The following is a 26,143-nucleotide window of genomic DNA, read 5'->3' on the forward strand; positions in this document are numbered from 1 at the left end:
CTACTATTAATCTATTCCATGTTTTATGTTCACCGGTCCGAAACGAGACGGTTAAGAACGCGATGAATTCCTCCGTACCCTGTACAACGGCACAAGTTCCCCGCTAACCCTTCCTTCAGTTGGCTAATGCTAGGGTTTTCCTTTTCCAGCATTACTGCCTTTAAAGAGATGATCATGCCTGGTGTACAGTACCCGCATTGAAATCCACCTTCTTCTAAAAAGGCTTGTTGTATAAAATCTAACTTGTCTTCTTCGATCCCTTCAATTGTGATTACTTCTTTTTCGTGACATTGAAATGCCATTGTCAAACAGGAATTAAACGCTTCTCCGTTGATGAGAACCATACAAGCGCCACATCTGCCAATCTCACAACCGATTTTTGTCCCGGTAAGTTGGAGATCTTCCCTCAAAATATCAATCAATCTTCGTGAAGGGGGGACTTGTAGATTGATTTCCTTTCCATTTAGTCGAAAAGACAACGGGACATCTATACCTTCCTCCAGGACTGTCAGATTATTTTTTTCCAACACGAGACGTCACCATCCTTTCCACATCATTGGCAGTTCTTCCACGGAAGATTGTAGTTCCTCTGGTGATACAGGTAGTTTTGTCACCCATTTCCCTGTGGCATCATAAATAGCAGAAACAATTGCAGGGGCCACTGCCACAGTCCCCACTTCTCCCACTCCCCTTGGACCAAAGGGATCACCTTCAGGTAGTTGTTCTATCGCGTCCACATACTGCGTTTCTGGAACATCAAAGATGGTTGGAATAAGGTATGAATCCATGTTTTTTGTTGCATAATGTCCATTCACCATCACGGCATCTTCCATCGTTGTAAAACCAAGTGCCATGATCCCGCCTCCTTCAATCTGTCCTAAGTATCCCATGGGATTTATGACAGGACCGGCTGCAACAGAATGATCTAAGCCAAGAATTTTCACCATACCAGTCAGGAGATTTACTTCCACTTTCGCCACGACAGCGGTACTTGTATATAAATAATGAGCACCCATTATGGGATCCGGTGTCACTGGATAATGAAACTCTGTGGAAAATTCCAGATCCTCTAATCCCTGTTGGGCTAATTCCTGATAAGTTATGACCGGTCTCTCTGGGAAGTCTCCACTTTCCCCTCTAAGCCAAATCCCACCAGGACCGGTTTGAAATTTCACAGCATCAATACCCGTCAGGAGCGACGCTTTTTTAAACAGGGCTTTCAGGAACGGCTCCTTCATGTTATTCAAAGCTTGCCAGACCATGTTAGTCGTCCGTGATGCAGTGGAAGAACCACTTGAGGGAACTCTGTCTGTATCCCCGATAATGATTTCCATATCTCCTTTATCACATTGGAAATGATCTTGAAGTAACATTTCTAATGTACCTACGAGTCCTTGACCAAACTCTTCATGTCCAAAAGCAACCTCTATTTTCCCTTGTTCATTTAATCTCATCTTTCCGCCAGCAGGATCCGGTATTCCATATCCCAGTCCAGACCCATGCATGGTCATGGCCACACCAACTCCGTGTTTGATCCAAGGTTCCATGTTTTCCCCAGTCTGATCCTTCTCTTTCCAAATGGGTGAAGCCTGAATCCCTTCCCAAACTTGAGTTGGTCCATCTGTGGGAACCATTCTCTGGCCCAAAGGACCAAGGTCATCCCTTTTCCTTAAATTCCTTTTTCTCAGTTCCCATGGATCGATCTGAAGTTTTTGACCTAGACGCTCCATTTGACCTTCAAGGGCAAATATGACTTGATTTCCCCCAAAGCCGCGAAACTCCCCTGACACACCATTATTCGTATAAACGGCTTTTCCTTTTACTTCTACGTGCGCCATGGCGTAAGGACCTATGGCGTGTTCAGTGGCAAAGTTTAAGACTGCCCCCCCAAGCGTGGCATAGGCACCAGTATCTGAAAGGATAGTTACTTGGTGGGCAAGGATCTTTCCACTCTCGTCGGCCCCTGTTTTCATCGTTACTTTCATAGGATGGCGTTTCAAACCTGCTATGACCGACTCCCATCTGGAATAATGTATTTTCACTGGTTGCTTAGAACTAAGAGACAACAAAGCACCATATGGCTGTACATTTAACTCATCTTTTCCACCAAAAGAACCACCAATGGGACTGGAAATGATACGAATGGTCTCTTCAGGCATCGCCAGAATTCGGGACAGCTGCATCCTGTCTTTATATCCATGTTGTGTTGGGGCATAAACCGTCAATCGGCCATCTTCCTCCGGTACAAAAACGCCGCCTTCCGTTTCTAAATACGTATGCATCTGACGTGGTGTCTCATACGTTTCTTCTACGATAACAACACAACCTTTAAACCCCTCCGCCACGTCCCCCCTCCTATAATCCGTTTCATGAAGAATATTTCCTTCAGGATGAAGGGGAACGGAATCTGGTCCCAGTGCTTTTTCTGGAGTATCTATTACTGGAAGGACTTCATATTCCACTTCAATAAGTCCTAGTGCCTCTTCAGCTATCGTTGGTGTTTCCGCTGCCACTGCCGCTAGTGCATCCCCTTCATATCGAACCAATTTGTCGCAAAAAACAGGTTGGTTTGGATCCGCAATTCCAAAGGCATTTAATCCAGGAACATCTTCATGAGTTAGAACTGCATGAACCCCAGATAATTCTTTCGCCTTGGAAATATCAATGGAGAGAATAGTGGCATGGGGGTATCCACTTCTTAATACTCTCCCATGGAGCATCCCAGGGAAACTCCGATCAGTTAGATAAGACAATGCGCCAGTTACTTTGTCTTTTCCATCTGGTCTTATCCTCCACCTATCCCTGCTCTCCTCACGATTCAGTAGCATATAGAGTTCCCCCTTCTATTTGGTCGTTTTCCCCTTTCATCATTTGAAACCATTCACTAAAGATAAGGTTTGCTGCCACCTTTTTTTTATAAAAAGCCGTTGCAAACACGTCTGCCTGTGGTTCATATTCCATCAGGCACGTTTCATATATTAAAGAAAGCTGCTCTTTCGTAAGAGCGTTAGTTCCTTGTAGTAGTTCTTCCACATTGGAAAGACGTTTCGGCACCATAACCCCTCCTCCGGCGGCGAGAACTACCTCCTCTAATGTTCCATCTCTGCCTTTTATCGCTGAGCCTGCCACTGTCACTAGTGAAGGAATAAAAATTTCCCGTCTCCCTACTTTTTTATAAAAGGAAAAATACTTATTGCCTTCTCCGGAATGTTTTTTGATTGGAAGAATGATATTGACTAATATACGTCCATCGGATGGAACTGGATTGGCTAACCAATTCTGGACAGACTCCCTCTCGATGGATGTTCCATTAAACCAAGTGAGTTGTCCTCTTAATACAAGGAATACAGGAAGTGTATCACCAAAAGTTGTTCTTATATTTCCCCCTAGCGTTCCTTGATTTCGAATGGACGGAGCAGCGATCTGTTTACAAGCTGTTATTAATGATGGAAAATACTTTTGAATGAGCGTATTTTTGAGGCATTGATTCAGTGTGACCAAGGAACCAATGACCAGTACTTCGTCCCCTTTCTCCTCCTCGATTGTAATTGCGCTCATTTCAGTTATATTTTCTAAACTAATGAGATGAGGGGGAATGGTTTTGTGGTCTGCTTCCCATATCGTCCTTAACCACGTTCCACCTGAAACGTAACTCCCATTTTCTTCACAAGAAAGGTAGCGTTTATAAGCTTCTTCTAGTGTTTTTGGGAACCATACTTGTTGAATTCTAGTCATTTTTCTCCCTCCTCCCATAAACAAAATGGTGCATTTTATTTAGTGAGTGTGTAACGGGAAGAAGAAATTTCTTTCCCGTTTCGTTCTTTCGAAATTCCGTTATTTTTTTGATAAACAATCTCTCCACGGACGATCGTTGTAATTATTTCACCTGTCGTTGCCATATTTTCATACGGGGTATAGGGATGTTTTGTTAACATATGTGCCTTTGTTACTACCCACGGGATACTAGGGTCATAGATGGTAATGTCACCATCACTTCCTAATTGGATCGAACCTTTCTTCTCACTTAATCCAAAACGTTTTGCAACATTGGAAGTAAGTAGTGGCAGTGTTTGGTTCAAGCCAATTTTTCGCTTTCTTGCCTCGTTAAGGAAAAAAATGAATCCGTGCTGTACCCCTTGGATCCCTCCCCACGCTTTCCAAATATCACTCTTCCCTTTCATTGGCAAGGGGCAGGGGGAGTGATCTGAACCAATCGTATCAACCCACCCTTTTTGAATGCACTTCCATAATTTCTCAACGGTGGAACGACTTCTCAAAGGGGGAGCACATTTTAGAATCGGTCCAGCTTGAATAAAATCCATTTCATCAAACAAAAGGTAATGGGGGCATACCTCAGCAGATACATTGAAACCTTTCTTTTTTGCTTGATGAAGTAACTCGAGGGATTCAGGGGAACTAACGTGAACAAAATGGACAGACGCATCCGTTTCCTTAACCATTTCGAGAGCATATTCAATGGCTATACGTTCTGATTCTTCCGGACGGCTTTCAAGAAAAGCACGGAAGTCCATTCTTCTTTTCTTAAGCAGGTCGGACGTATGACGTTGTATATACTCCTGATCCTCTGCATGAAGGGCTAGGGTGGTATTTCTTTTTTTCGTCATGATCATGGCTTGTTTTAATTGATCTTTTCTTAAATAAGGAAAATCACTAATGCCACTCTCGGAAAGGAATGCTTTAAAGCCAACAACGCCCGATTTTATCATGTCATCAAGGATCTGTTCATCCGTTACATTCTGGCTTGTAATCCCCCCCCACAATCCAAAGTCAATGAGTGATCTACCATGAAGGTGTTTTCGTTTCGCTTCTAAGATCTCGGCTGTGACTACAGATGGACTACTATTAAGGGGCATATCAAACACCGTTGAAATCCCCCCTGCCGAAGCCGCATGACTCCCTGTCAAAAATCCTTCCCATTCTTCTCTTCCTGGATCATTAAAATGAACATGAGCATCCATAAACCCCGGCAAGACATAAGCGCCTTCAGCATCGATGACTTTGTAAAAATGGCGGTCGTGCGTTATTACCTTTGATGATGTCACCTCTGTAATAATTCCTTTGTCTACCACAATGTCACAATTAACAAAGGATTGATCTATGAAGACACGCCCCTTCTTTATAAGTAGTTGCTTCATGCTTGTTTCCCCCTTGCCCCGTTCTATAAAATTAGTTTTCTCTCTATTGTGAATGAATTTCAAGAATTTTCAGTTAATTTGTTAGATAACTTGACATACATTTTTTAAGAAAAGCGCAAGCGACTAGGAAGGGACTGTAAAAGTGGAAAAGCACCACTTTTTCAGTTCCCATGCGAGTAGGCGCTGGAGCTAGACATTGCCCGAAGGTGCCAAAACTTTCTTACCTTTAAAAAAAACCTGACCAATATGTAATAGATACTAAATACATAAGTGGTCAGGAATTAGCGACAGTTTTATCCATTCATATTCAGTTCTATCCTATCATACAACCGACTCGGAATAAATAAAGGAAAGACTTTTTAGTGATTAGGTTTTTCCCCTTTGGATAATACGGTTATTCCACAAGGAATGTTATTTTCTGTTTATATTCTTCCAGATCACTCGCAGTTAACCATGCTTCTAATGTATATGATCCTTCCTCTAATCCAAGAAAGACCATTTCGTGGAAGATATTGTCTTCCGGTTCTAACAGATCTTCTTGATCTTTCTTTGTTAAGTCTTGACTTAAGCTGACCACTTCTCCTGTTTCCTCCGTTAAGATGTAACTAACTTGTTGTTCTGTTTCAAACTTTAAGAGAATATTCTCATCTGATGTGTTTCGAACATTATATAAAAATCTATATTCCCCTTCTTGTACTGGATCCAACTGTTTCAGTTCCGCAGTTAAATCAATGATTCCAGCGGATGATTCATTTCCGGTGCAGCCACTTAATAACACGATAATTCCTAAGACAAGTACGATTAGTTTTCTCATAATAGTTCCTCTTTCTATTTATTAGTAGGTTTCCTTCTTGTTAGACGGTGGATATTGGTTTTGGTTTCATTGAGCATGTGGCCGGGATAAAAGTGTTTTTAACCAATGAAAAAAATCAGAACGAAATCGTCTTTGATTCAATTATTACTTCCAGAATAAACGTCGCTCTGGTTGTGTCTAGTTCGAGTTTTCGATTAAACACTTTAAATATGCCTAGCCCAGACTCCCTACTCTGTTAGTATGATTCAGAAATCAGCCTTAAGTTGGAATGGAAACCATCCTTCAGATCATTTTGAGTTAGGAATATATTGGATATTATTAAGGCAAGAAAAGGAAAAAGTAAGGGAGGACATTCAGATGATTATATTAACGATAATAAGAAAAAAAATAGTATCGGCAACGTTAAAGGAATTCAAAGGGGAGCGTTATTTTCAGGAACATAAAAATCAAATGTACCAAAAGTATCATACAAGATTAATGTAGAGACTGTGGAAAAACTAGTTGAAAAACTGTGAAAAATGGTTCTCAAACATCAAAACTGATGTTTGGAACCATTTTTTTTGTTGGAGGTATGGATAAATGATTGTTTTTTCCCCCTGTATTTTGATGATCAAACTGTGAGTGTAAAATCAAGTGTATTTTTTAATTCAACGGGATTTCCACTTCAAATAACGGCGAAACTTTTTCCTGTTTTTCTGCTGTAAAATAATCATCTCCACGATAGATACTTAATGTTATATGATCAATTGAATATTGAACAGGGACAAATTGGAACCATGAATCTATGGAGTAGTATTTCCCTTCACTTCCTCCAAACGTATGTCCTCCCCCTCCACGAGATTCTAATATCTCCATTTCTTCTCCATTAGAATCCGTAAATACATACACAGTACCTTGATCTTTTAGCATCCCTTCCTGAGTCTCATACCAAGTTTGAAAGCGGACATCTAGTGTACTTGGTGACACAATGACACGGTCCACTACAAATTCACTGTTTTCCAGATAATAAGGATAAGATTCTTGAATTGTGAATACCTTTGCTTCGTCGGTAATGGTGACATTTTCAAGGGTAAAGTCCCATGAACCGGGATACTCACCACTCCATCGTTCCAGCATAATATCCCAAGTCATCGAATCTGTGAATAAAATATCTGTGTTTGTTGTAATTGTCCCGGCTATCTCAGTATCTGATATCTTCTCCCTATTGACAAAACCACCACCTGCAAAAGATTCATACCATCTTTCCCCGTTTATCCTGAAACTGTTCCAGTCTAAATGGAAATCTTCCATATCCTCCATGACATTCTTATCCACTGGAATTGGATTTTTGTGAGTTTCAATGTAGCCGAATGTGATTCTTGATCCATCATAATAAGCTTCCGTGATTGTAATGGTGATATCGTTATCTGTAGCACTGACCATCATCTCTGAAGAGAGACCTTTTTCACTTGCTGCTTTCAGACCGTCATCTCCTACCAGCTGATATACTTTATTCCATAAGGGAAAATCCTGCAGTGCCTGAGACACAGTGGGGTGAAACAATAAACCTGTTATAGTGAACATTAAAATCGCTGCAGCTGAAATAACCGTAAACCATCTTTTTCTTCGAGATTTGTGTACAGAATTGTCAGGCAGTTTATCCAAAAACACTTCAAAGCGTGCAGCCATTTCCGGTGGCATTTCCTTTTGACTGGAGCGAAGTGAATCTCCCAGTTTTTTATCTAACTCATTCATCTATCTGCACCCCTTTCGTTCATCTGTTAATAAAGGTATAAGTGCTTTACGGGCGCGGTGGAGTCTGCTTTTAACTGTTCCAAGAGATAGCCCCGTTGCTTCCGTAATCTCTTTCATTTTCCACTGTTCCAAATAAAATAAAATGATAACGATCCTATAATCTTCTGGTAGTTCCTGCAGTACTTCTTGCAACTCTAGATTCGAGGAAAGCATGACAGACTGTTTCGAACTGTTCCAATCATCGAGATGCACGACTCTCTTTCGTTCCCTTAAAATTTGGTAACATTGATTCATCAGTATCCTAATTAACCATGAACGGAAAAACACTGGTTCCCGGAGCTTTTTCATATTTTCATATGCCTTCAACGTCGCTTCTTGAATGGCATCTTCTGCCGCTTCGTTGGATTTAACAATCGATATGGCAATTCGATACATCGTATCTTTCTCTTTTATTATCACCGCTACAAATGCTGATTTACTACCGTTAATAGCTTCTTGAACTTGGCTTACACTCTCTTTATCCACTTTAACCCTCCTCTCTTTCATACAATAATTAGATAACTTCTGCCCCAAAAAGGTTCCCACTATATCTATCAGTTACTTTTAGTTTTATCTTCTATATTCGTTTTCCTTGAAACATTTATGAACACCTACTATTTTATCCTTTGTTTCGATATGATGAAAAAGGTGTGGCTCCGAAACATTATTTCTTTGGAAGTGGATAAATATTCTCTCTTATTTGATGGATTGGGATGCTCCATTTGCTGACAACTTAGTCTACAGTAGTCATAATTAGACAGCCGCTGGTTTCGGCCCTAGGCCATATCCAGGGAATATTACGGCGACAAAATTTAATGAGAACACTACCACTCTATGGAATAAAGAAAAGCAGCGCCAAGTTTCTTTTGAGCATGAAGGAAGTATTTTTACAACTAAACATCATGTACCACTTTGGGTTGGGGAATTTGGTTCCTTCTATAATGGTCCAAACGATGAATTAGGAGACTGATTGAGGGCGATGGATGATCAGATTGCTGTCTTTGAGGAAAACAATGCCCACTGGTCAACTTGGACATATAATGATGTGGGAGTCATGGGGCTTGTCTCATTAGATGAAGAGTCGGAGTATATGGAACGAGTTAAAACATTTATCCATAAAAACAACTGCTTGGAACGGATGACTGGATGTCCTGGCTTCCTGAACCACCGATTAAAAAGCATTTAAAAGCTCTGAGCCAGTTAATGATTGATGTGATCGGCGATCCAACTATTAATCCAGGACACAATCTTAATTGCCTTTCCCGGGCAACACTTGCTAATTAGGTTGCTGACTCCAGCCACAGTTTGTAAACCTATTTAAAGAGGCTTCAGAAGAAAAAATGGATGATATCCTCCAATCCTTCTCCTTCAAGAACTGTGAAGTGAATCTGAGACTTGAGGAATTATCAAAAAACAAAAGGAAAAAATCCTTCTCCATGATAATTTTTAGCTAAGATTATTTTAATCAATCAGAGGGTATCCCAAAAGTTTGATTTTGGAGACGCCCTCTCCCGTCATAAACTAAACCATTCTTCATTGACCTACTGGGTTTGGCCCATCCCCAATTCACTAATTTTCTTTACGTTCGAATTTATAACCTATCCCCCATACAGCTTGAATAGATTGACTTTCATTCTTTAATTTTACCCTTAGTGTTTTAATATGAGTATCGACCGTTCTCGTATGCACTTCTGCAAAATCCTTCCCCCAAAGCTTCTCAAGCAATTGTTGCCTCGAAAAAACTTGTCCCCTATTTTTCATTAACAATTTTAAAAGCTCATATTCTTTATTTGTTAAATTTACTTTTTCATTACCCACTCTCACTAAATTTTGGCTAGAATCTAACTCAAGGTCTCCGTGCCTAATAATATTCTCGGGACTGCCTTCGTCATAATGGTAAAGTCTTCTGTAAAGGGCATCGATTCTCGCTTTTAATTCGTGTATTCCGAACGGTTTCACTAAATAATCATCCGCTCCAGCCTCCAACCCCTTCACTTTGTATTCTTCCCCTGTTACACCTGTGAGAATAATGATAAATGCCTTCGTGTTCTTCCTGATTTCTATGCAAATTTCAAATCCATCCCTATCTGGCAATTGTATATCAATAAAAATAAAATCAAATTCTTTTTCTTTCACTAACAGTAATGCTTCTTCCCCTGAAGTGACGAGGAGCATTTCATTCCTTTGTGTAGAAAAGATCTGTTGAAATAACATAATCATTGCTGTTTCCATATCCACTATCAATATGTTTAAGGCAGATTTACTTACCATTCCTTTCCCCTCCAAATATCAGTTTGAATACTCACAGCCTGTTTAAAGCCTTTTTAAACGTTGGTGCAATGGGAAAAATGTTTTCATTGGTAAAACAAAACTACTTATCTTTATTTTATATGACTTTTGTGAAATAGTGAACAAAAGAAACTTTTTGACATATAAAGTTTAAAAACTGGTGTAGATGAAAAAAGAAGGCTATAAAAGCCCCTTTTCTTGAAAGACTAGAATTTATAAGTTTGTCACCTTCGGGCACTGTTTAGTCCCAGCGCCCTACGCTCGTGTTCATACGCGTTTGCGCCTTTCTTGTAGTCTATTAATACTATCCCTTCCTTTTCGCCAGTATGCTCAGCAAGCTGCTGGCCTTCACAAAATAGTACCAATGACTTTTGGACCTTGAGATACTATCACTCGTTCCGATATTTATTTCATAGATAGTAGATACCAGCCAGTCCAGATAAAACCTGATGCAGTAAACGCAGAACCAATGACAGAAAACAGACCTTCCAATGAACCGAACATGCTGCCCAGTGCAAATATAACGGTTCCCAAGATTAGCAAGAATCCACTAAGTTTAGGGAAAATCTTTCCTAAACTAATCGTAACCCCAGTCAAAATGACACCTATGACAAATAAAAGGGGACCTATGAGATGTATGAAATAAGGAACATCTTGTTCAAATATACTACTTACATCAACACCATACGCACCCGTTAATTCCACAAATACAATTGCCGACACAGAGACTGTTCCAATCACCCCTAAAAACATACTTAAATTTCCAAGTATTCCATTTCTTTTTCCATGTACTTCATAAAGACCAATAAAAGAAAAAACTAGAATGATATGGGCAGTCAAAACAAGACTTTTTCCTAACACGGTTCCATCAGGAGCACTAGCAATTAAATGTATTGTATGTGCAAGAAAAAGAAAGGAACCTGCAAAAATCGAACTAACACCACTCCATGATTTAAAAACATATTCATTTGTCATAGCTTTCCCTCCACTAGTCATCACCGTCGAAAATTAATAGTATTTTCAAAATTATATAACTATATATTGAATTATGTAAATAGAATTGTAGAACTTAGTCGGTAATTACTGTTCCATATCAAAAATGATGCTGGGACACATCTAAATGGTGTTGTCCCAGCATCTTCATTGCTAGCTATCTAATTGGAATTCTATTATTTCATCTAAAGGTAACCGTTGTATACTTATCACTGAAATACCTTTTTCCCTTAATTCCTTTTCCACAACATGTTTCTGATCTGTCAGTAGATAGCTAGGATGTTGACTGTCGTTTACCTTTATGACATGTGGATGACATCTTAGCTCTTCTGTTAGTTCTGATACCCAAAACTTTGCCCAATTCTCTTCCACTTCCTCTTTCCTTAAAAAGTCTTGAACTTTCCCATTAGGAGAAAGAATAATGATATTGTCACAAATTTGTTTCAAATCATCTATGAGATGAGTTGACATGATCAAACTCTTTTCTCCATCTTCCAAAAACTCGATGAGATCTTCTTTCATCTTTTTTTGTGATCCCAAATCTACACCTGCTGTCGGTTCGTCTAATAAAAGGAGCTCAGGTTCGTGGGAAAGGGAAAAAATAAAGTCTACCTTCTTCTTCATCCCAGTTGAACATTTTCCAAACTTTTCCCCCTCATCCAGCTTATATCTATTTATTAAATCTTCGTATTTGTTTTGATTCCAGGAAGGATACCAATAGGAGAAATGGGATGAAATCTCTTTAATGGACAATTGATAAAAGGGTTCCAACATGTTCGCAGCAAATCCAATACTTTGTTTGATTTCTATTTCAGAAGACGGCATCTTCTTCCCAAAGATTTCAACTGTTCCCCCATCGGCATGAACAAGATTCATAAGCAAACGAAAAAATGTGCTTTTTCCTGATCCATTCGAACCCACTAATCCAACTGCAGTCCCCTTTTCCACTTTAAAATTTAGTGGGCCAAGGTGGAATTTTTTAAAATGCTTAGTTAAACCTTCTACTCTTACTACATTCATACTCCCTGCTCCCTTCTCCGTTTACTCCTTTTCCCTATCAAAAATCTCGCTTAAAGACTTCTCGAAAATAAGGCTTAGTTCCTGTCTTGTATATCCTATCTGTTTACCTTGGTAAACAGCTTTTTCAAAAGCCTCCTGAACCACTTTTCTTTTGGTTTCTTCCTTACGGGAGCCTTCCACTTCGTTAACAAACGTTCCTTTTCCTTGGACTGTTTTGATATATCCACTCGTTTCCAGGTTTTGATATGCCCTTCTTGTTGTAATTACACTACAAGACAAATCACTTGATAACACCCTAATGGATGGGAGTGGAGATCCAGTAGGAAGCTGACCACTTACGATTAGCGACTTAATCTGTGTTTCAATTTGATGATAGATTGGTTCTCTGCTTTCTTCCGAAACTTTGATTGGAAGCTTCATACACCTCTCCCCCCATTACATATAATCTCTTGTGCGTAGCCTGTTTGTTAGCAGTCTGTTCCAATAGTAACATCCTGTTCCAGCAATAATAACCGCACAAACTGGAGCAATAAAGCCGTATTCACGAATGGCGAGTAAACTCCAGTCTACCAAACCAATCCCGGTAGCGTAATATATGACAAATAATAACACTCCAAATATTGCGATGAACAGGTATGGAAACAAGTGTAGAACTTTACCATTTGTCCCGTTTTCGATAAAGGGATTAAACCCCCCAAACAATAATGCGTAACAGAACCAAAAAAGTAGGAACAGCACATACTCAATAGGTGCAAGATACTGAAAGAAAACGTCAGATAACATCAAGGTAATAATGATATAAAATACGGTGATGTTTAACAACAAAGTTATCACCATTATAAAAGTGCGACTTAAGGCGAGAACATGAACTGGTATGGGCATGGCACGAAACAACGCCATTCGTTTACTATATGGATCTTCTTTTATTGTCCCAAAACTCAAATACGGTTTTGACATAAATATAGCTCCGAAACATGGAAGCAATAATACGAACAATGCATCTATCATTATCCGGTTATAAACTACATGTTCTGTTCCAAATAATCGAAGAACAGTTCCCTCTAGAATTGGAAAAGCTAACAGAGCAAGGAAAATAATAAAAACAAGCGTTAACATTAAAGACAAGTAATGATATTTCAATTCTTTTTTCACTAACCAGAGTGCTTGTCGCATCCTTTATATCCTCCTTACATTTCGAAAATCTCCCGAAGAATTCCTTCTTCATTTCTCCCTAATAAATCAATGCCAAGATAAACTAGAATCGTAAACAGTAGGCTCCAAAATGTGATACTAAATGTGACCCAATAAAATGAGCTTCTTTTAGTTCCACCAAATGACATACTCATAAACGCTGTTAAATGACTTCCCACAACTAATGGTCCCACCATTGCAAGACCTGGCAACCCATATTTTTTCCAAAGACGTTGTGCTCTCTTTGATCGTTTACTTTCAACAACTTCTTCCCCTCGTTTCCGTTGTCTTGCCTGTCTCCACTCTTTGATCTTGTTTACAAAGAGAATGACAAATAAAACCGTCAATACATTACCAAACAAGCCCAATAAGAATGTTGGGACAGGTGACAAACCTGCAATTATTGCAATAGGTATAACCCCATATGCTTCAAAGAAAGGAATTGCTGCAAATAGAAAGACTAAAAGATATAACCATAGATATTCCATGAAATTCATCTGACTGACACCTCTCCAGTGTTATAGTGTGTATATTAATATATACACTATAACACATGTAACGATGTCTGAAAAGAGGGTGACGGAAAATTTCAAGCTCCATTTCCACGTCGATTTTTGTAGTTTTTTTTCTTTTTTTGATGATTCTGTCATTTTTTCAAAATTTGTTTAAAATAGAAGCAAAGGGGTGGTGGGTTGATGGAAACAGAAAGTTCGTTCGCACCATATTTTACGGATATTGACAGGATTATTGATGAGGGGTATTGTTTTTTCGATAAAGACGATTATCAGAAAGCTTGTGATATATGGATTGATGCCTGGGTAAAAACATTGGAATGGGTAGATTTAAAAGACTTAAAGGATATTCAGGAAGTGGACAAGTTAATAGATATTAAAGAGGTGGGGCAACATCTTCTTGTCAATTGGATTCAGGATCTTGAAATGGCACTAGAATGTGCTGGAAAGAGGGATTCACGATACTATCAGATGAGATTTGATGTTTCGGAACAATTCAGGCACCATTTCTCCGAATCGGAACCCCTAATATTATTTAATTTTAGCATCGTTTCTGCAGAAAGTTTGTACCATTTGGATCAAATTACGAAAGCAGAACGACTATTTGAGCAAATCATTGAGAAAAGTAATAATCCATGGGGATATATCCGGTGGGGGGATTTATACCATCCTGCCAACAACTTCCGGGAGTCCAACAAGAAAAAGGCACATGCACTCTATTTGAAGGGAATGGAACTTGCCATTGACTCCTATGATCAGAAAGTATTAGAAGAAAGAATCAAGTCTCTACTTTTATAACAAAGGGAGATATTGTTATTATCCAAGTCATTATTCTTTTATACGTTTTATTTGGTACTTTGACCGTATTTTTATATAGATGAATAAATCAGGATATCTTTAAGATGAGGATATCCTGATTTATTTGTTTCAATTTCTTTTCTTTAATCAACATGGTAGCAGGCTATTTTTCGTTTATATCTCATTTGCTTTCCTATACTATTGGATTTATGAAATCATTTCTCTCCAGTCTAGTCTCCCCATGGTGTTATCAATTTTCCTGTGCCTGATGAAGTCTCTCCCAATCACTCCAATATATCACACCTGGTTTTTCTAAGGGGGGGTGGGGAAGACGGGCTCCAAACTCCAGCGTATTGCCGTCTGAATCTTTAAAATATATCGAGACCATAGGCAACCATGTATGCACAAGGGGTTCTTTCGGTTGAAGACCAAAGGATTCTAAAGGTTTGATGTTCCGTTCTTTCAGCCATGAAGTTGCTCTCGTCATAAAAGGAAGGCTCACATGAAAGGCGAAATGACTGTGATGCCATTCTCCCTTCTCCACTTCCCAAATACCAAAAATCTGCGTATCATTCAGTTCATAAAACACTACTCTCCGTTCCGGCAGTTCCAATACTTGTTTTAATTCAAGACTCTCTCCATAAAACGACTTCGCCTTTTCTAAATTGGTTACTTGAACATGCGTTTCGAAAATACCTTGTATGCTTGACATAAATTCTCACCTCTGAATAAATTTTTTAAAGCCCCATTGCTCCACCGAATTTCCAACGGTTGGGGGTATGGATCTTTTCTAGAAATTGATTGATTAATATGGAAAGTTCCCGTTTTGTCTCTGGATGTGAAAAGCTGTTGCCGTCGATCACTTTCTGTTTTGCAATTACTTCTGCATATAAAGCTCTAAAAACCGTTCGCATATTGTTTAAAGCGTTTATTCCCCCTTTTCCTCCACCTGCAACAGAAAGCAACAATACATGTTTCTCCTCAAAGAAAGAGGCGTTTGTAAAATCTAATGCATTTTTTAAAGCCCCGCTCATTCCACCGTGGTACTCTGGAGAAATGATGATATATCCAGTCCCTTTTTTTAATTTGGCCAAAAATTCAGTTACTTCTGGATGCAACTTTGTCTGTTCTGCTCCATCAAATAAGGGAATATTTGTTGCAGAAAGGTTAATATGATCCGTATAAAACGTGTCACTAATCCAATGTCCAATTTGTCCTGAAACCCCGTCTTTCCTGGGGGAACCGCTGATAACAACAATACTCATTTTTTCAAACCCCTTTCTATTTCATTTTTTCTATATCTTCAGTTTAGGGTTTTTTATAAAGGAGAACCTCATCGGTGAGCATGGTTTTTTCTCGTCCAAAGTACGGAAGGAACAATACGACTATAGTCGTAGACGTGTTCAAGGGGGAGAGGGAGATTGTACGCAGTTCAGTTGGTAGTATGGAAACACGTATCGCCACTGATTTCTCTATCAGTGGCGACTAATGGGGAAGTAAATTTTCAATTCATTAAGCTTCTTTTGTTTAGTTTATTTTTTAGCTTACCGCCCCTTTTTTCACCGCCCTTCGCTTCATTGCCGGCACTACTCTGAACCATACGATGAAAACATTCACGAAAAGTAACAAGGCAGATGCGATAAATAAACTTCTAATTCCTGCAACAGAGGCAAGCCAGCCCCCTACTATAGGACCTATCATTGTCCCAAGGTACATAAAGCTATTTGAGAAACCAAATGTTCTACTTTCCATTCCTTCTGGTGCCAAATGGCGAATGAGGGAATTAATAGATGGCAAAAGACCACCTAATCCAAGACCTAATAAAAATCTAAAGAGAATCAGTTGCCAATAATTTTGCACAAATGCCTGAGGCAGCATAATTACGCTAACAAAACATAACGCAGACAATAGTACTATATGGTGTCCCTTTCGATCACTTAATCTTCCAAGGAAAGGACTAGCTGACATGTTGGCAAATCCCATTACCGACATGGCAAGCCCAGCATAAAAAGCAATATTTTGTCCAGGGGATAGCTCTTGTACAAACAGAGATAGCAATGGATTAACACCAATTAAGGCACACTGAACAATAAAAAATACAATAAATAGGGCAAGAATCGGAGAAGTGGAAGTGATTTTCTTAAAATCTTTTAATGTATTCGTTTTTACTTTTTCCTCTTTTTTCTCGAAATTCTCTTTCACAAACAGAAGTACCACAAATGCTGCAACTAAAATAGTCAGTCCTGTCACATAAAAAATCATACGATAGCCCATTAAATCAGCCATCATTCCACCTAAGAGCGGCCCGCATATACCACCTGCCACTGCACCTGCCTGTAACATTCCCAATGAATACCCAACATGATTTTTAGGTGTACTCATGGACATTAAGGCAATGGCAGCAGGGATAAATCCGGAGATCATTCCATTGAGAAACCGAAGGAACAGTAGTGACCAAGGTCCCACGGCAAATCCGGTGAGAGTTAAAACGATAGCCATTCCAAAGCCTGACCGGAGAAGCATTAATTTTCTCCCATGCTGGTCTGCCATCCTTCCCCATAGGGGGGAGAAGAGGAAGGCACTTAAAAAATTTATTCCAAAAATGATTCCGGCCCACATGCTGACTGATTGAGGGTCAGTTACTCCCAATTCCTGAAGGTAAAGTGGTAAAAAGGGGATAATCATCGTCATTGCTGCCATGACAAAGAATTGACATACCATTAATATGTATAAATTACGTTTCCAATGCGTTCGGTGCATTTTTATTCACTTCCTATTCCTCTTTCTATTATATATTTCGAAAGGCGAAATATTCAAGGGGGATGTTAATATTGATATGTTAAAATGAATAGAGGATTAGGATAATGCAGTGAGTCTTTATGAACGCGTGAGATTCGGAACGGACGCTTCTCTCGCGTTCATGAACCCTCTATGAATGCGTCAGATTCGGAACAGACGCTCTCCACGCGTTCATGAACCAACCATGACCGAAATGACACACCAAAAGACTACTGTAAATGTAAACCTTCGCTAATATTGCGATAAAGAAAGAAAAAAATCGGAGGTATAAATAAAATGACACCACCAAAACATATTGTTTCAGCAGCAACAATTGTAATCAATGACAAAGGAGAAGTTTTATTAATCAAAGGACCAAAAAGGGGATGGGAAATGCCTGGGGGACAAGTGGAAGAAGGAGAATCCCTGAAGGACGCAGCAATCAGGGAAACAAAAGAAGAATCAGGTATTGATATTGAGGTAATAAAGTTCTGCGGGATTTTTCAAAACGTAAGGGCTTCAATCTGTAATACACTGTTTTTGGCCAAACCAATTGGGGGAGAACCAACTACCGGACCTGAGAGTCTAGAAGTTGGTTATTTCCCGATTGAAAGGGCATTGGAATTGGTCACTTGGAATAATTTCAGCCAAAGAATTGAATATTGTTTGAATAACAATGAACAACCCTTTTATATTGCATTTTGATCATAATAAGAAAAGCGCAAGCGCCTATGAACACGAGCGTAGGGCAGTGGAGGAATGACAACCTGAAGTACGCTCTTTGACTTCGGTTGTCACTTCCGAAGTGGCTTAGGGACTGTAAAAGTGGAAAAGCACCACTTTTTCAGTTCCCATGCGAGTAGGCGCTGGAGCTAGACAATGCCCGAAGGTGCAAAAACTTATGCTTTCTTATCTCTTAAAAAAGGCTTATGTCTTTCTTTCAAACCGAAAATCAATAGTCCAAAATGGGGACTTCTAGACACTAAAATATCTTCCCTCTGGATGAGCAAATACCATCGCAGTGACGGATGCCTCAGGTTCCATCATAAAGCCATCGGTCAGATCCATTCCAATATCACCTGGCTGAATCAAATGGAACAGCTTTGATTGATCTTCTAGGTCGGGACAAGCGGGATAACCAAAGGAAACACGGACCCCTTGATATTTGGCACTGAAACGATCTTGCATCGTAAAATCTGTAGGGTCTGGAATTCCCCATTGATCTCTCATGAGATGATGGACATATTCGGCGAAGCCCTCTGCCAATTCCAATGCAACTGCCTGTATGGCATGACTACGCAAATAATCCCCACTTTCCTTCCATTGTTGAGCCCTCTGACGAATTCCCTTCCCTGCAGTAACGGCTAAAAAGCCCACATAATCCATTTCACCACTTGATTTCGGACGAATAAAATCAGCTAAACATAGATGGGCTTTATCCCGTTGCCTTGGGAATTGAAATTGCTCAATCACCCTGGAGTAATTTTTAGGATCATAGATGAAGATTTGATCCCCTTCCGATTGTGCAGGAAAAAATTGATACACCCCATCAACGCTGATAATTCCATCCTGATCACCTTCACGGAGTAAATCCTCCACTAGCTCTTTCAATTCCAGCGCTTTTTTGTCCCCTTCTTTCCATTTACGGCGAACACTGCCCAACACACCGAGGTGTTTTCCAAGTAATGTCTGCCAATTTAAATATGGCGTTAAATGGGGTAAAGAAAAGTTGCGGAGAATATGACGTTTTAAATCAGGTGGGGAATACACAGGTACTGTCGTCGAGACCGTTGACCTAGCCTTGACAGCAGTGGCAACTGAATTATTCCCATCATTCCCATACCCTTGTTCTTCACTTTGGAGTGTCCCTCCGTCTTTTGCCCCTGATGTCAACTGCAAAATCATCTGTTTCCGTTCTTCTGGATTTTGGAGCCGATTGGCAAGCTGAAGGCCATCCATGGCATCTTTTGCATAGAGTACTGGCCCCACATACTCCGGACGAATTTTATTTTCCGTAAATTTCCGGGATAAGGCTGCACCACCAACTAGAATCGGAATGGATATATCTGATTGGCGTAAATCTTGTGCTGTCAGCATCATTTGCTGAGCTGATTTCACTAATAACCCTGATAAACCAATCATATCCGGCTTCTCCTTACGAACAGCGTCAATCAATACTTGAGATGTTACTTTTATACCTAGGTCCACTACTCGAAAGCCATTATTACTTAAGATGATTTCCACCAGATTTTTCCCAATATCATGAACGTCCCCTTTCACCGTAGCCAGGAGCACTTTCCCTTTGGAGCGATTTTCTTTCACTTCCATAAAGTCTTCAAGGTAGGCAACTGATGCTTTCATCACCTCAGCACTTTGAAGAACTTCCGCCACGATCAGCTGGTTTTGATCAAATAATTCTCCTACCTTGGCCATACCTGTCATTAATGGCCCATTGATAATATCCAGCGGTTCCTTATATTTCTGTAACGCTTTTTCTAAGTCAGGAATCAATCCTTCCTTTGTCCCCTCGACGATATAGTAAGCGAGACGTTCTTCTAATGATAAATTTAGCACTGGTTTTTTTTCCACTGATTTTTTTCCTCGGTAAAAATCAACGAGAGCTGCTAAAGTTTGATCACTGTTTTGGAAAAGGAGATTCTCAGCCATCGCCCTTTCTTCCTCGGAGATGGAAGCAAATCGCTCCAGTTTTTCCGTATTAACGATAGCATAATCCAGTCCTGCTTTCGTACAGTGATATAAAAAAACGGCATTAACGATTTCCCGGCCCACAGGAGGTAGCCCAAAGGAAACATTACTCACCCCCAATATCGTTAAACACTCTGGAAGTGCTTCCTTAATGCGTTTTATCCCTTCCACTGTTTCTTTTGCCGCATCCAGGTACTGCTCATCTCCAGTTCCCACCGGAAACACTAAGGGGTCAAAAATTATGTCCTTAGGGTTAACATCGTATTTTTCCACTAACAACTGATAACTCCGCTTAGCCACTTCTACTTTACGGACTGCTGTTGTGGCCATTCCTTCCTCATCGATGGTACCCACTACTACTGCGGCACCATATCGATGAATGAGGGGAACGACTTTTTCAAAACGCTCCTCTCCATCCTCCAGATTAATAGAATTGATGATCCCTTTCCCCTGGCAAAAAGTGAGGGATTTCTCGAGCACTTCGTCGTCTGTGGAATCAATCATTAACGGGACTTTTACTTTATTAATGACCTGTTCCAAAAATTTTTCCATATCCTTTACTTCATCTCGGTCAGGGTCTGCTAAACAGATATCAATGATATGGGCACCACCTTTTACTTGGGCCCTTGCAATTTCAGATGCTTCTTCATATTTTCCATCTGCAATCAACTGTTTAAATTTTCGAGATCCAATAACATTCGTCCGCTCCCCCACCATGAGTGGTCTCATGCCCTCATCATAGATTAATGGTTCAATCCCTGAGACACCATGTGGATGATCAGACGGGATTTCTCTCGGGGCAAACGGTTTTGTCGCTTCTGCTAAAGCCCTTATATGTTCTGGTGTAGTTCCGCAACATCCCCCAACCATATTCAACCAGCCCTTTTCGGCAAACGCTGCTATTTTTTTTGCCAAAGATTCTGCTGATTCATGATAATTCCCTTCCTCATCGGGCAAGCCTGCATTCGGATAACAGCTTACAGCGGTTGTTGCAAGATTCGCCAACGATCTTACGTGTTCTCGCATAAACTCCGGTCCGGTGGCACAATTCAAACCAACCATCACAGGATTCATATGCTCTAATGACAAATAAAAGGCCTCGATATTTTGACCTGCAAGCGTGGTTCCCATGGGTTCAATCGTACCTGAAACGATTAAAGGAACCTCTTTTTTTAAGGCCTGAGAAGCCCGCTGTATCCCAAGAAAACCAGCTTTCACATTACGCATATCTTGGCATGTTTCCAAAAGGAGAACGTCTACTCCCCCCCGGAGTAACCCCCGAACCTGTTCTTCATAGTTGTCAATGAGTTGATCAAATGTGACACCACCTGTTACGGAAATGGCCTTTGTGGTTGGCCCCATGGATCCTGCCACGAATCTTGGCCAGTCTGGCGTGGAAAACTGGTCTGCTACTTTTCTGGCAAGGAGTGCCGACTGATAATTAATCTCCTCCGCCTCATCCCCCAAATCATAGTCATCCAATACGATTCGTGTGGCACCAAATGTATTCGTCTCGATCATATCTGATCCAGCTTCTAAATATTGAAAGTGCACTTTCTCCACAACCTCAGGAGAAATAATATTTAAATACTCATTACACCCTTCATATTCTCCTCCTCCAAAATCCTCCGCTGTCAAGTTTGCCTGCTGAAACATCGTTCCTGTCGCCCCGTCGAAAACTAAGATTTTCTTTTTCAACTGTTGTTCAAATAATGCTGCCATCATAAATCTTCCTTTCCGAAGGACTATCCCTGTTTCCAGTTACTACTGTCCCTGTTTTTCCCCGAATATACTGTGTTAGTTCCACCGTGATATCATAATTCATGAACGGAGTAATTAAATAAATACCATTAAAGTACTCTAACGCCCCATCAATCAGGTGTTTTGCAATTGCTATTCCCTCCTGTTTGGACCGGACTTTATCGTCTTTATAAACGGCCATCGCCTGCAGGATGTCATCGGTGAGCTTTATTCCAGGAACTTCATGATGTAAAAATTCTGCGTTACGATAACTCGTCAAAGGCATGATTCCTAAGTAAATAGGAGCTTTAATTCCTTTCGTCGCTTCATAAACCTCCCGAATTTTCTCAATGGAATAAATCGGTTGCGTCATAAAATAGTCTGCACCGTTATGGATTTTTTTCTCCACCCGTTCGATTTCTTTCTCCAAATACTTAACATTTGGATTAAATGCTGCCGCAACTGTAAAATTCGTTCTCTTCCCTAAAGGTTTGCCTGTAAATGAAAGTCCTTCATTACACTGCTTAATTAACTGAATCAACTCAAAGGACGACAAATCATAAACAGAGGTTGCTCCTGGGAAATCGCCGACTTTTGCAGGGTCACCAGTAACTGCTAAAATGTTTTCAATTCCCAATGTGGACAAGCCCATTAAATGGGACTGCAGACCAATGAGGTTTTTATCTCGGCAGGCAATGTGGACAAGGGGAGTAACATTTACCTCTTTTTTCAACAGGGTGGCCATACTCAAGTTACAGATTCTTGGGGTGGCGAGGGAATTATCGGCCAAGGTAATCGCATCTACTCCACTGGCTTTTAATGCCTCTGCCCCCTGGAGAAACTTTGCTGTCATCAAGTTTTTAGGAGGATCGAATTCCACAATGACCGCATCACGTTTCTTCACAACTTCCACTAAGCTGGCATCGGTGGATTTCTTGATCACTTCATTCACGTGAATTTTTTCCTTCACGATCCGTTTGATTTTTTTCTCCTTCACCGGCGCCTTTCCTTTCACAGAGCCAGCAATTGCCTTTATATGTTCCGGTGTTGTACCACAGCACCCACCAAAAAGCCGAACACCCTGTTCCCACAATCGGATAGCCGACTCCTTAAAATATTCCTCATTTGTATTGTAATGATACCGGCCTTCAGAGTAGCTTGGGAGACTAGCATTGGGGTATGCTGACAGATATGCCTTTGTTGGAAGGGCCACCTGTTCTAAAGAACTAATCATATGATGAGGTCCCATCCGACAGTTTAGTCCGATCACATCTGCTCCTAATTCTTCTAATCTATTTAACGATTCCTGAAGGGAAATGCCCCCCTGTACGATCCCCTTATCATGAAGGGATACTTGGGCAACGATTGGAAGTTCCGTTTCTTTCCTTGCAATGGTCAAAACACTAGTGAGTTCTTCTAGATCATAATACGTTTCCAGAAGAATACCATCCACACCTTCCATCAACAGGCAGTATAGCTGTTCCCGAAAATTCCGTTTAATTTCCGTTAAGGGTACTGGTTTCGTCGGGAGGGCACGAATGCCACCTATCGTTCCAAAAATATAGTTTTCCCCTATCGAAAAAGGTTCATCCTTATTCCATTCTGTCCGAAACTCCTTTACTGCGTCCTTCGCAACTCGAACTGCAGCTGCGTTAATCCCTTTCACATCATCCTCTAATCCATATCGTGCCAGTTTCTCATAGTTGGCACCATACGTGTTCGTTTGAATTAATTGTGCCCCTGCCTGGAGATATGACCGGTGAATGCTTTTGATCTGTTCCGGATGGGAGAGGTTCAACTCCTCAAAACAATTTCCAATCCCATAGGAATAGAGTAAGGTTCCCATCGCACCGTCAGCAATTACCGTCTGTTTTCGAATATCTTCTAGAAATCCCATGTTAAATAGCTCCTCTTTTGAGCTGTTGGATGTTTTCCTTTTCTTTCTTCATCTTTCGGAGGTGTTGAAACGCTCCTTCAAAATCGCCAATTAAATCCTCCACATTTTCTAATCCCACAGATAAACGTAGTAATCCGTCTGATATCCCCCGTTTTTCCCGCTCTACCTTTGGCATCGAGGCATGGGACATTTTTGCAGGATACGATAAAATAGATTCTACAGCACCTAAACTGACAGCAAATACAGGAATTTTTAATGCTTTTACAAATGTTTTCACTTCCTCTTCGTCTTCGAGACGAAAAGATAATACTGCTCCTGCACCTTTTGCCTGGTTAAAGTGTGTGATGGAACCTTCTAAATTATTTAATCCTGGATAGTAAACATTTTTCACTTCTGGAATGGAATCTAAAAATCTTGAAATCTCATACGCTGTTTCTTGGGATTGCTTTAATCGTACATGTAAGGTTTTTAACCCCCTTAACACTAACCAGCAGTCCTGAACCCCCAGCACAGCACCAAAAGTATTTTGCAAAAATGCTAGTTTTTCACCCAACTCAGGGTCTTTCACCACCGCTAAACCCGCTACAACATCACTGTGACCAGCAAGAAATTTAGTAGCACTATGAAGGACCACATCGGCACCCAACTCCAATGGTTTCTGAAGTTCAGGTGTTAAAAACGTATTATCAACAAAAGTGAGGCAACCATGGTCCTTTGCAATCTTACATACTCCTTCTAAATCTGTAATTTTCAAGAGCGGATTGGATGGAGTCTCCACATAAATTAATTTTGTGTTGGGACGAATTCCATCTTTCACTTGTTTTAATCTTGACGTATCCACAAAAGTATACTCTACTCCAAATCTAGACAGCACCTCCGTAATCACCCGGTATGTTCCCCCATAAACATCTTCCGATATGAGAACATGATCCCCTTTGGAGACGAGGAAGAAAGCCGTGGAGATGGCCGCCATCCCCGAAGAAAAAGCAAACCCCCTTGTTCCCCCTTCTAAATGTGCAATAGTTTCTTCCAGTGCTTCCCTAGTGGGATTTCCTGACCTAGAATAATCATATTGTCCAAAAGCATCAATGTCCGATTGGTGGAAGGTGGATGTATGATGAATGGGAACACTCACATCCCCATATTGTCTCGTTATTGATCGTTCATTGTGTATCAATTTCGTTTCAAAATGCATATCGTTACTCATAAGACACAACCTCCCCTTCAATGGTTGATGCAGTCAACGCCTGTCTTAAGTCATGTATCAAGTCTCCGGCATCTTCAATCCCCACAGAAAATCGGATTAGCTTGTTGCATATCCCATTCTCAATTCGAATCTCTTCTGGGATATCTGCGTGGGTTTGAGTTGCTGGAAATGTAATAAAACTTTCTACTCCGCCAAGGCTCTCCGCAAAAGTAATTAGGCTTAAGGATTTGATAAACGTGGGAACCCATTCTGCATTTTTCAGACGGAAGGATACCATCCCGCCCCTTCCTGGATACAACACGTCTTCTACTCCATCATGACCTTGTAAGTATTCAACCACTGTTTTCGCATTTTCTTCATGTTTTTTTAATCGGAGAGCTAATGTTTTCATGCCCCTGATTAATAGCCAAGCATCCATCGGTGATAAGGCTGCACCAATAGCGTTGTGCAATACTCCGATTTTTTCACTTAGGGATTGCCCTTTCGTAACAATCAGTCCTGCTAAAACGTCATTATGCCCTCCTAAATACTTAGTCGCACTATGGATGACAATGTGTGCCCCCTGGGTGATCGGTTGTTGCAGAAGGGGAGTATAAAACGTATTGTCAACAATAAACAGTAGGTTATGTTGATCCGCTAATTGGCCAAAAGCTGGAATGTCTGCTATTTGCATTAATGGGTTGGTTGGTGATTCGATAAACAATGCCTTTGTCTTGTTCGTTATGAGTGATTGGAATTCAGATGGCTTCGTGATGTCCACATAGGAGAATTTAATTCCGAATTGATTTAAAATCTGTTCGAATAATCGATATGTCCCTCCATAAAGGTCCTTGGAAACAATCACTTCATCCCCTTGTTGAAACAAACTGAAAACCGTATGAATCGCCGCCATTCCTGAACTGCAGGCAAAACCCCTGTCTCCCTGTTCCAATTTGGCCATCGCTTCTTCCACTACTGTCCGTGTTGGATTGCCAGTTCTCGTATAATCATATCCAGTTGATTCACCGATACCAGTATGTTGATACGCCGTGGAAAAATAAAGTGGGGCACTAACAGCACCTGTCCGATCATCTTTACGATTTCCAATTTGAACGAGTTCTGTCTCTAAACAACACGGCAATTCATCCTTTGAATCTCTCATCCCAATCCCTCCAAATTTTCATGAAGTCGACCTTGCATATCGTGGCAAGTGGAACATTAAACATAAAAAATCGACCTCTATTTTTTAGAGGTCGACAGTAGTCAGAATGACAAATACATCAATTTCCT

At 40.4% G+C, this 26,143-nt stretch carries 25 protein-coding genes; 5 read left to right on the top strand and 20 right to left on the bottom strand.

Annotated elements, in window-relative coordinates; all coding sequences use genetic code 11:
• Positions 1-29 precede the first annotated feature (29 nt).
• The 5 genes from KS419_RS19475 to KS419_RS19495 all read right to left on the bottom strand — a co-directional run bounded on the left by KS419_RS19475 (position 30) and on the right by KS419_RS19495 (position 5,970).
• Positions 30-527 carry a 2Fe-2S iron-sulfur cluster-binding protein gene (locus KS419_RS19475; protein WP_246594282.1) on the bottom strand — a complete coding sequence of 166 codons (498 nt, stop codon included), beginning with the start codon at positions 525-527 and terminating at the stop codon, positions 30-32.
• 9 nt (positions 528-536) lie between these two features.
• On the bottom strand, positions 537-2,828 hold the full coding sequence (gene pucD, locus KS419_RS19480) for a xanthine dehydrogenase subunit D (protein ID WP_217068139.1): 2,292 nt from the start codon (positions 2,826-2,828) through the stop codon (positions 537-539).
• The gene (locus KS419_RS19485; RefSeq protein WP_217068140.1) at positions 2,812-3,735 is read right to left on the bottom strand and encodes an FAD binding domain-containing protein; all 924 of its coding nucleotides are present in this window, start codon (positions 3,733-3,735) and stop codon (positions 2,812-2,814) included. Before KS419_RS19485 ends, pucD begins: the two co-directional genes overlap by 17 nt.
• A 35-nt stretch (positions 3,736-3,770) precedes the next feature.
• Positions 3,771-5,156, bottom strand: a complete 1,386-nt coding sequence (gene allB / locus KS419_RS19490; RefSeq protein WP_217068141.1) for an allantoinase AllB — start codon at positions 5,154-5,156, stop codon at positions 3,771-3,773.
• 394 nt (positions 5,157-5,550) lie between these two features.
• A complete protein-coding gene (locus tag KS419_RS19495; RefSeq protein ID WP_217068143.1) occupies positions 5,551-5,970 on the bottom strand; it encodes a BsuPI-related putative proteinase inhibitor in 420 nt (139 codons plus the stop codon).
• Between the two features lie 357 nt (positions 5,971-6,327).
• On the opposite strand from KS419_RS19495, the gene KS419_RS25360 reads away from it, so the two are divergent.
• Positions 6,328-6,453, top strand: coding sequence for a hypothetical protein (locus KS419_RS25360; RefSeq protein ID WP_281419856.1), 126 nt, complete (start codon positions 6,328-6,330; stop codon positions 6,451-6,453).
• 159 nt (positions 6,454-6,612) lie between these two features.
• Here KS419_RS25360 and KS419_RS19500 read toward each other — a convergent pair whose 3' ends face one another.
• A complete protein-coding gene (locus KS419_RS19500; protein ID WP_217068144.1) occupies positions 6,613-7,704 on the bottom strand; it encodes a DUF4179 domain-containing protein in 1,092 nt (363 codons plus the stop codon).
• Positions 7,705-8,229: an RNA polymerase sigma factor gene (locus tag KS419_RS19505; protein WP_217068145.1), complete on the bottom strand. Its 525-nt coding sequence runs from the start codon at positions 8,227-8,229 to the stop codon at positions 7,705-7,707. It lies immediately after the preceding gene.
• A 493-nt stretch (positions 8,230-8,722) separates the two neighbouring features.
• Here KS419_RS19505 and KS419_RS19510 point away from each other — a divergent pair, with 493 nt between their 5' ends.
• Complete coding sequence (locus tag KS419_RS19510; protein WP_217068147.1) at positions 8,723-8,929, top strand: hypothetical protein; 207 nt, start codon at positions 8,723-8,725, stop codon at positions 8,927-8,929.
• Between the two features lie 383 nt (positions 8,930-9,312).
• Here KS419_RS19510 and KS419_RS19515 read toward each other — a convergent pair whose 3' ends face one another.
• The 6 genes from KS419_RS19515 to KS419_RS19540 all read right to left on the bottom strand — a co-directional run bounded on the left by KS419_RS19515 (position 9,313) and on the right by KS419_RS19540 (position 13,733).
• Positions 9,313-10,014, bottom strand: a complete 702-nt coding sequence (locus tag KS419_RS19515; protein WP_217068149.1) for a response regulator transcription factor — start codon at positions 10,012-10,014, stop codon at positions 9,313-9,315.
• Positions 10,015-10,437: 423 nt separating this feature from the next.
• Entirely contained in the window at positions 10,438-11,007 is a 570-nt protein-coding gene (locus KS419_RS19520) for a hypothetical protein (RefSeq protein ID WP_217068150.1), read from the bottom strand.
• Positions 11,008-11,178: 171 nt separating this feature from the next.
• Positions 11,179-12,045, bottom strand: a complete 867-nt coding sequence (locus KS419_RS19525; protein ID WP_217068152.1) for an ABC transporter ATP-binding protein — start codon at positions 12,043-12,045, stop codon at positions 11,179-11,181.
• A gap of 21 nt (positions 12,046-12,066) precedes the next feature.
• Positions 12,067-12,465 carry a GntR family transcriptional regulator gene (locus tag KS419_RS19530; RefSeq protein ID WP_217068154.1) on the bottom strand — a complete coding sequence of 133 codons (399 nt, stop codon included), beginning with the start codon at positions 12,463-12,465 and terminating at the stop codon, positions 12,067-12,069.
• Positions 12,466-12,480: 15 nt separating this feature from the next.
• Positions 12,481-13,218: a hypothetical protein gene (locus KS419_RS19535; RefSeq protein WP_217068155.1), complete on the bottom strand. Its 738-nt coding sequence runs from the start codon at positions 13,216-13,218 to the stop codon at positions 12,481-12,483.
• 14 nt (positions 13,219-13,232) lie between these two features.
• Positions 13,233-13,733, bottom strand: coding sequence for a small multi-drug export protein (locus KS419_RS19540; RefSeq protein ID WP_217068156.1), 501 nt, complete (start codon positions 13,731-13,733; stop codon positions 13,233-13,235).
• Positions 13,734-13,931: 198 nt separating this feature from the next.
• On the opposite strand from KS419_RS19540, the gene KS419_RS19545 reads away from it, so the two are divergent.
• A complete protein-coding gene (locus KS419_RS19545) occupies positions 13,932-14,546 on the top strand; it encodes a hypothetical protein (RefSeq protein ID WP_217068158.1) in 615 nt (204 codons plus the stop codon).
• Between the two features lie 250 nt (positions 14,547-14,796).
• Here KS419_RS19545 and KS419_RS19550 read toward each other — a convergent pair whose 3' ends face one another.
• Both KS419_RS19550 and KS419_RS19555 read right to left on the bottom strand, forming a co-directional pair.
• Positions 14,797-15,258, bottom strand: coding sequence for a VOC family protein (locus KS419_RS19550; protein WP_217068160.1), 462 nt, complete (start codon positions 15,256-15,258; stop codon positions 14,797-14,799).
• Between the two features lie 25 nt (positions 15,259-15,283).
• Positions 15,284-15,811: an NADPH-dependent FMN reductase gene (locus KS419_RS19555; RefSeq protein WP_217068161.1), complete on the bottom strand. Its 528-nt coding sequence runs from the start codon at positions 15,809-15,811 to the stop codon at positions 15,284-15,286.
• 74 nt (positions 15,812-15,885) lie between these two features.
• On the opposite strand from KS419_RS19555, the gene KS419_RS19560 reads away from it, so the two are divergent.
• A complete protein-coding gene (locus tag KS419_RS19560) occupies positions 15,886-16,035 on the top strand; it encodes a hypothetical protein (RefSeq protein ID WP_217068163.1) in 150 nt (49 codons plus the stop codon).
• Between the two features lie 50 nt (positions 16,036-16,085).
• Here the strand turns inward: KS419_RS19560 and KS419_RS19565 are convergent, their stop codons facing one another.
• Positions 16,086-17,306, bottom strand: a complete 1,221-nt coding sequence (locus tag KS419_RS19565; protein ID WP_217068164.1) for an MFS transporter — start codon at positions 17,304-17,306, stop codon at positions 16,086-16,088.
• Positions 17,307-17,621: 315 nt separating this feature from the next.
• On the opposite strand from KS419_RS19565, the gene KS419_RS19570 reads away from it, so the two are divergent.
• A complete protein-coding gene (locus tag KS419_RS19570) occupies positions 17,622-18,029 on the top strand; it encodes an NUDIX hydrolase (protein ID WP_217068165.1) in 408 nt (135 codons plus the stop codon).
• 270 nt (positions 18,030-18,299) lie between these two features.
• On the opposite strand, the gene metH is transcribed toward KS419_RS19570, so the two are convergent.
• The 4 genes from metH to KS419_RS19590 are packed head-to-tail and all read right to left on the bottom strand — an operon-like array spanning position 18,300 to position 26,015.
• Positions 18,300-21,755 carry a methionine synthase gene (metH, locus tag KS419_RS19575; RefSeq protein ID WP_217068166.1) on the bottom strand — a complete coding sequence of 1,152 codons (3,456 nt, stop codon included), beginning with the start codon at positions 21,753-21,755 and terminating at the stop codon, positions 18,300-18,302.
• Entirely contained in the window at positions 21,736-23,667 is a 1,932-nt protein-coding gene (locus KS419_RS19580; protein ID WP_217068168.1) for a bifunctional homocysteine S-methyltransferase/methylenetetrahydrofolate reductase, read from the bottom strand. The genes metH and KS419_RS19580 overlap by 20 nt, the downstream gene beginning before the upstream one ends.
• 1 nt (position 23,668) lies before the next feature.
• Positions 23,669-24,874, bottom strand: a complete 1,206-nt coding sequence (metC, locus tag KS419_RS19585) for a cystathionine beta-lyase (RefSeq protein WP_217068170.1) — start codon at positions 24,872-24,874, stop codon at positions 23,669-23,671.
• On the bottom strand, positions 24,867-26,015 hold the full coding sequence (locus tag KS419_RS19590; protein WP_217068171.1) for a methionine biosynthesis PLP-dependent protein: 1,149 nt from the start codon (positions 26,013-26,015) through the stop codon (positions 24,867-24,869). Before KS419_RS19590 ends, metC begins: the two co-directional genes overlap by 8 nt.
• Positions 26,016-26,143 lie beyond the last annotated feature (128 nt).

Source organism: Evansella tamaricis (genome assembly GCF_019042215.1).
In the GTDB taxonomy this organism is placed as follows: Bacteria; Bacillota; Bacilli; order Bacillales; family Salisediminibacteriaceae; genus Evansella; species Evansella tamaricis.

Excerpts from the sequence above, each read along its gene's own strand:
- pucD (WP_217068139.1), bottom strand. The coding sequence starts at position 2,828 with ATGCTACTGAATCGTGAGGAGAGCAGGGATAGGTGGAGGATAAGACCA.
- KS419_RS19485 (WP_217068140.1), bottom strand. The coding sequence starts at position 3,735 with ATGACTAGAATTCAACAAGTATGGTTCCCAAAAACACTAGAAGAAGCT.
- allB (WP_217068141.1), bottom strand. The coding sequence starts at position 5,156 with ATGAAGCAACTACTTATAAAGAAGGGGCGTGTCTTCATAGATCAATCC.
- KS419_RS19495 (WP_217068143.1), bottom strand. The coding sequence starts at position 5,970 with ATGAGAAAACTAATCGTACTTGTCTTAGGAATTATCGTGTTATTAAGT.
- KS419_RS25360 (WP_281419856.1), top strand. The coding sequence starts at position 6,328 with ATGATTATATTAACGATAATAAGAAAAAAAATAGTATCGGCAACGTTA.
- KS419_RS19500 (WP_217068144.1), bottom strand. The coding sequence starts at position 7,704 with ATGAATGAGTTAGATAAAAAACTGGGAGATTCACTTCGCTCCAGTCAA.
- KS419_RS19510 (WP_217068147.1), top strand. The coding sequence starts at position 8,723 with ATGGATGATCAGATTGCTGTCTTTGAGGAAAACAATGCCCACTGGTCA.
- KS419_RS19515 (WP_217068149.1), bottom strand. The coding sequence starts at position 10,014 with ATGGTAAGTAAATCTGCCTTAAACATATTGATAGTGGATATGGAAACA.
- KS419_RS19520 (WP_217068150.1), bottom strand. The coding sequence starts at position 11,007 with ATGACAAATGAATATGTTTTTAAATCATGGAGTGGTGTTAGTTCGATT.
- KS419_RS19525 (WP_217068152.1), bottom strand. The coding sequence starts at position 12,045 with ATGAATGTAGTAAGAGTAGAAGGTTTAACTAAGCATTTTAAAAAATTC.
- KS419_RS19530 (WP_217068154.1), bottom strand. The coding sequence starts at position 12,465 with ATGAAGCTTCCAATCAAAGTTTCGGAAGAAAGCAGAGAACCAATCTAT.
- KS419_RS19535 (WP_217068155.1), bottom strand. The coding sequence starts at position 13,218 with ATGCGACAAGCACTCTGGTTAGTGAAAAAAGAATTGAAATATCATTAC.
- KS419_RS19540 (WP_217068156.1), bottom strand. The coding sequence starts at position 13,733 with ATGAATTTCATGGAATATCTATGGTTATATCTTTTAGTCTTTCTATTT.
- KS419_RS19545 (WP_217068158.1), top strand. The coding sequence starts at position 13,932 with ATGGAAACAGAAAGTTCGTTCGCACCATATTTTACGGATATTGACAGG.
- KS419_RS19550 (WP_217068160.1), bottom strand. The coding sequence starts at position 15,258 with ATGTCAAGCATACAAGGTATTTTCGAAACGCATGTTCAAGTAACCAAT.
- KS419_RS19555 (WP_217068161.1), bottom strand. The coding sequence starts at position 15,811 with ATGAGTATTGTTGTTATCAGCGGTTCCCCCAGGAAAGACGGGGTTTCA.
- KS419_RS19565 (WP_217068164.1), bottom strand. The coding sequence starts at position 17,306 with ATGCACCGAACGCATTGGAAACGTAATTTATACATATTAATGGTATGT.
- KS419_RS19570 (WP_217068165.1), top strand. The coding sequence starts at position 17,622 with ATGACACCACCAAAACATATTGTTTCAGCAGCAACAATTGTAATCAAT.
- metH (WP_217068166.1), bottom strand. The coding sequence starts at position 21,755 with ATGATGGCAGCATTATTTGAACAACAGTTGAAAAAGAAAATCTTAGTT.
- KS419_RS19580 (WP_217068168.1), bottom strand. The coding sequence starts at position 23,667 with ATGGGATTTCTAGAAGATATTCGAAAACAGACGGTAATTGCTGACGGT.
- metC (WP_217068170.1), bottom strand. The coding sequence starts at position 24,874 with ATGAGTAACGATATGCATTTTGAAACGAAATTGATACACAATGAACGA.
- KS419_RS19590 (WP_217068171.1), bottom strand. The coding sequence starts at position 26,015 with ATGAGAGATTCAAAGGATGAATTGCCGTGTTGTTTAGAGACAGAACTC.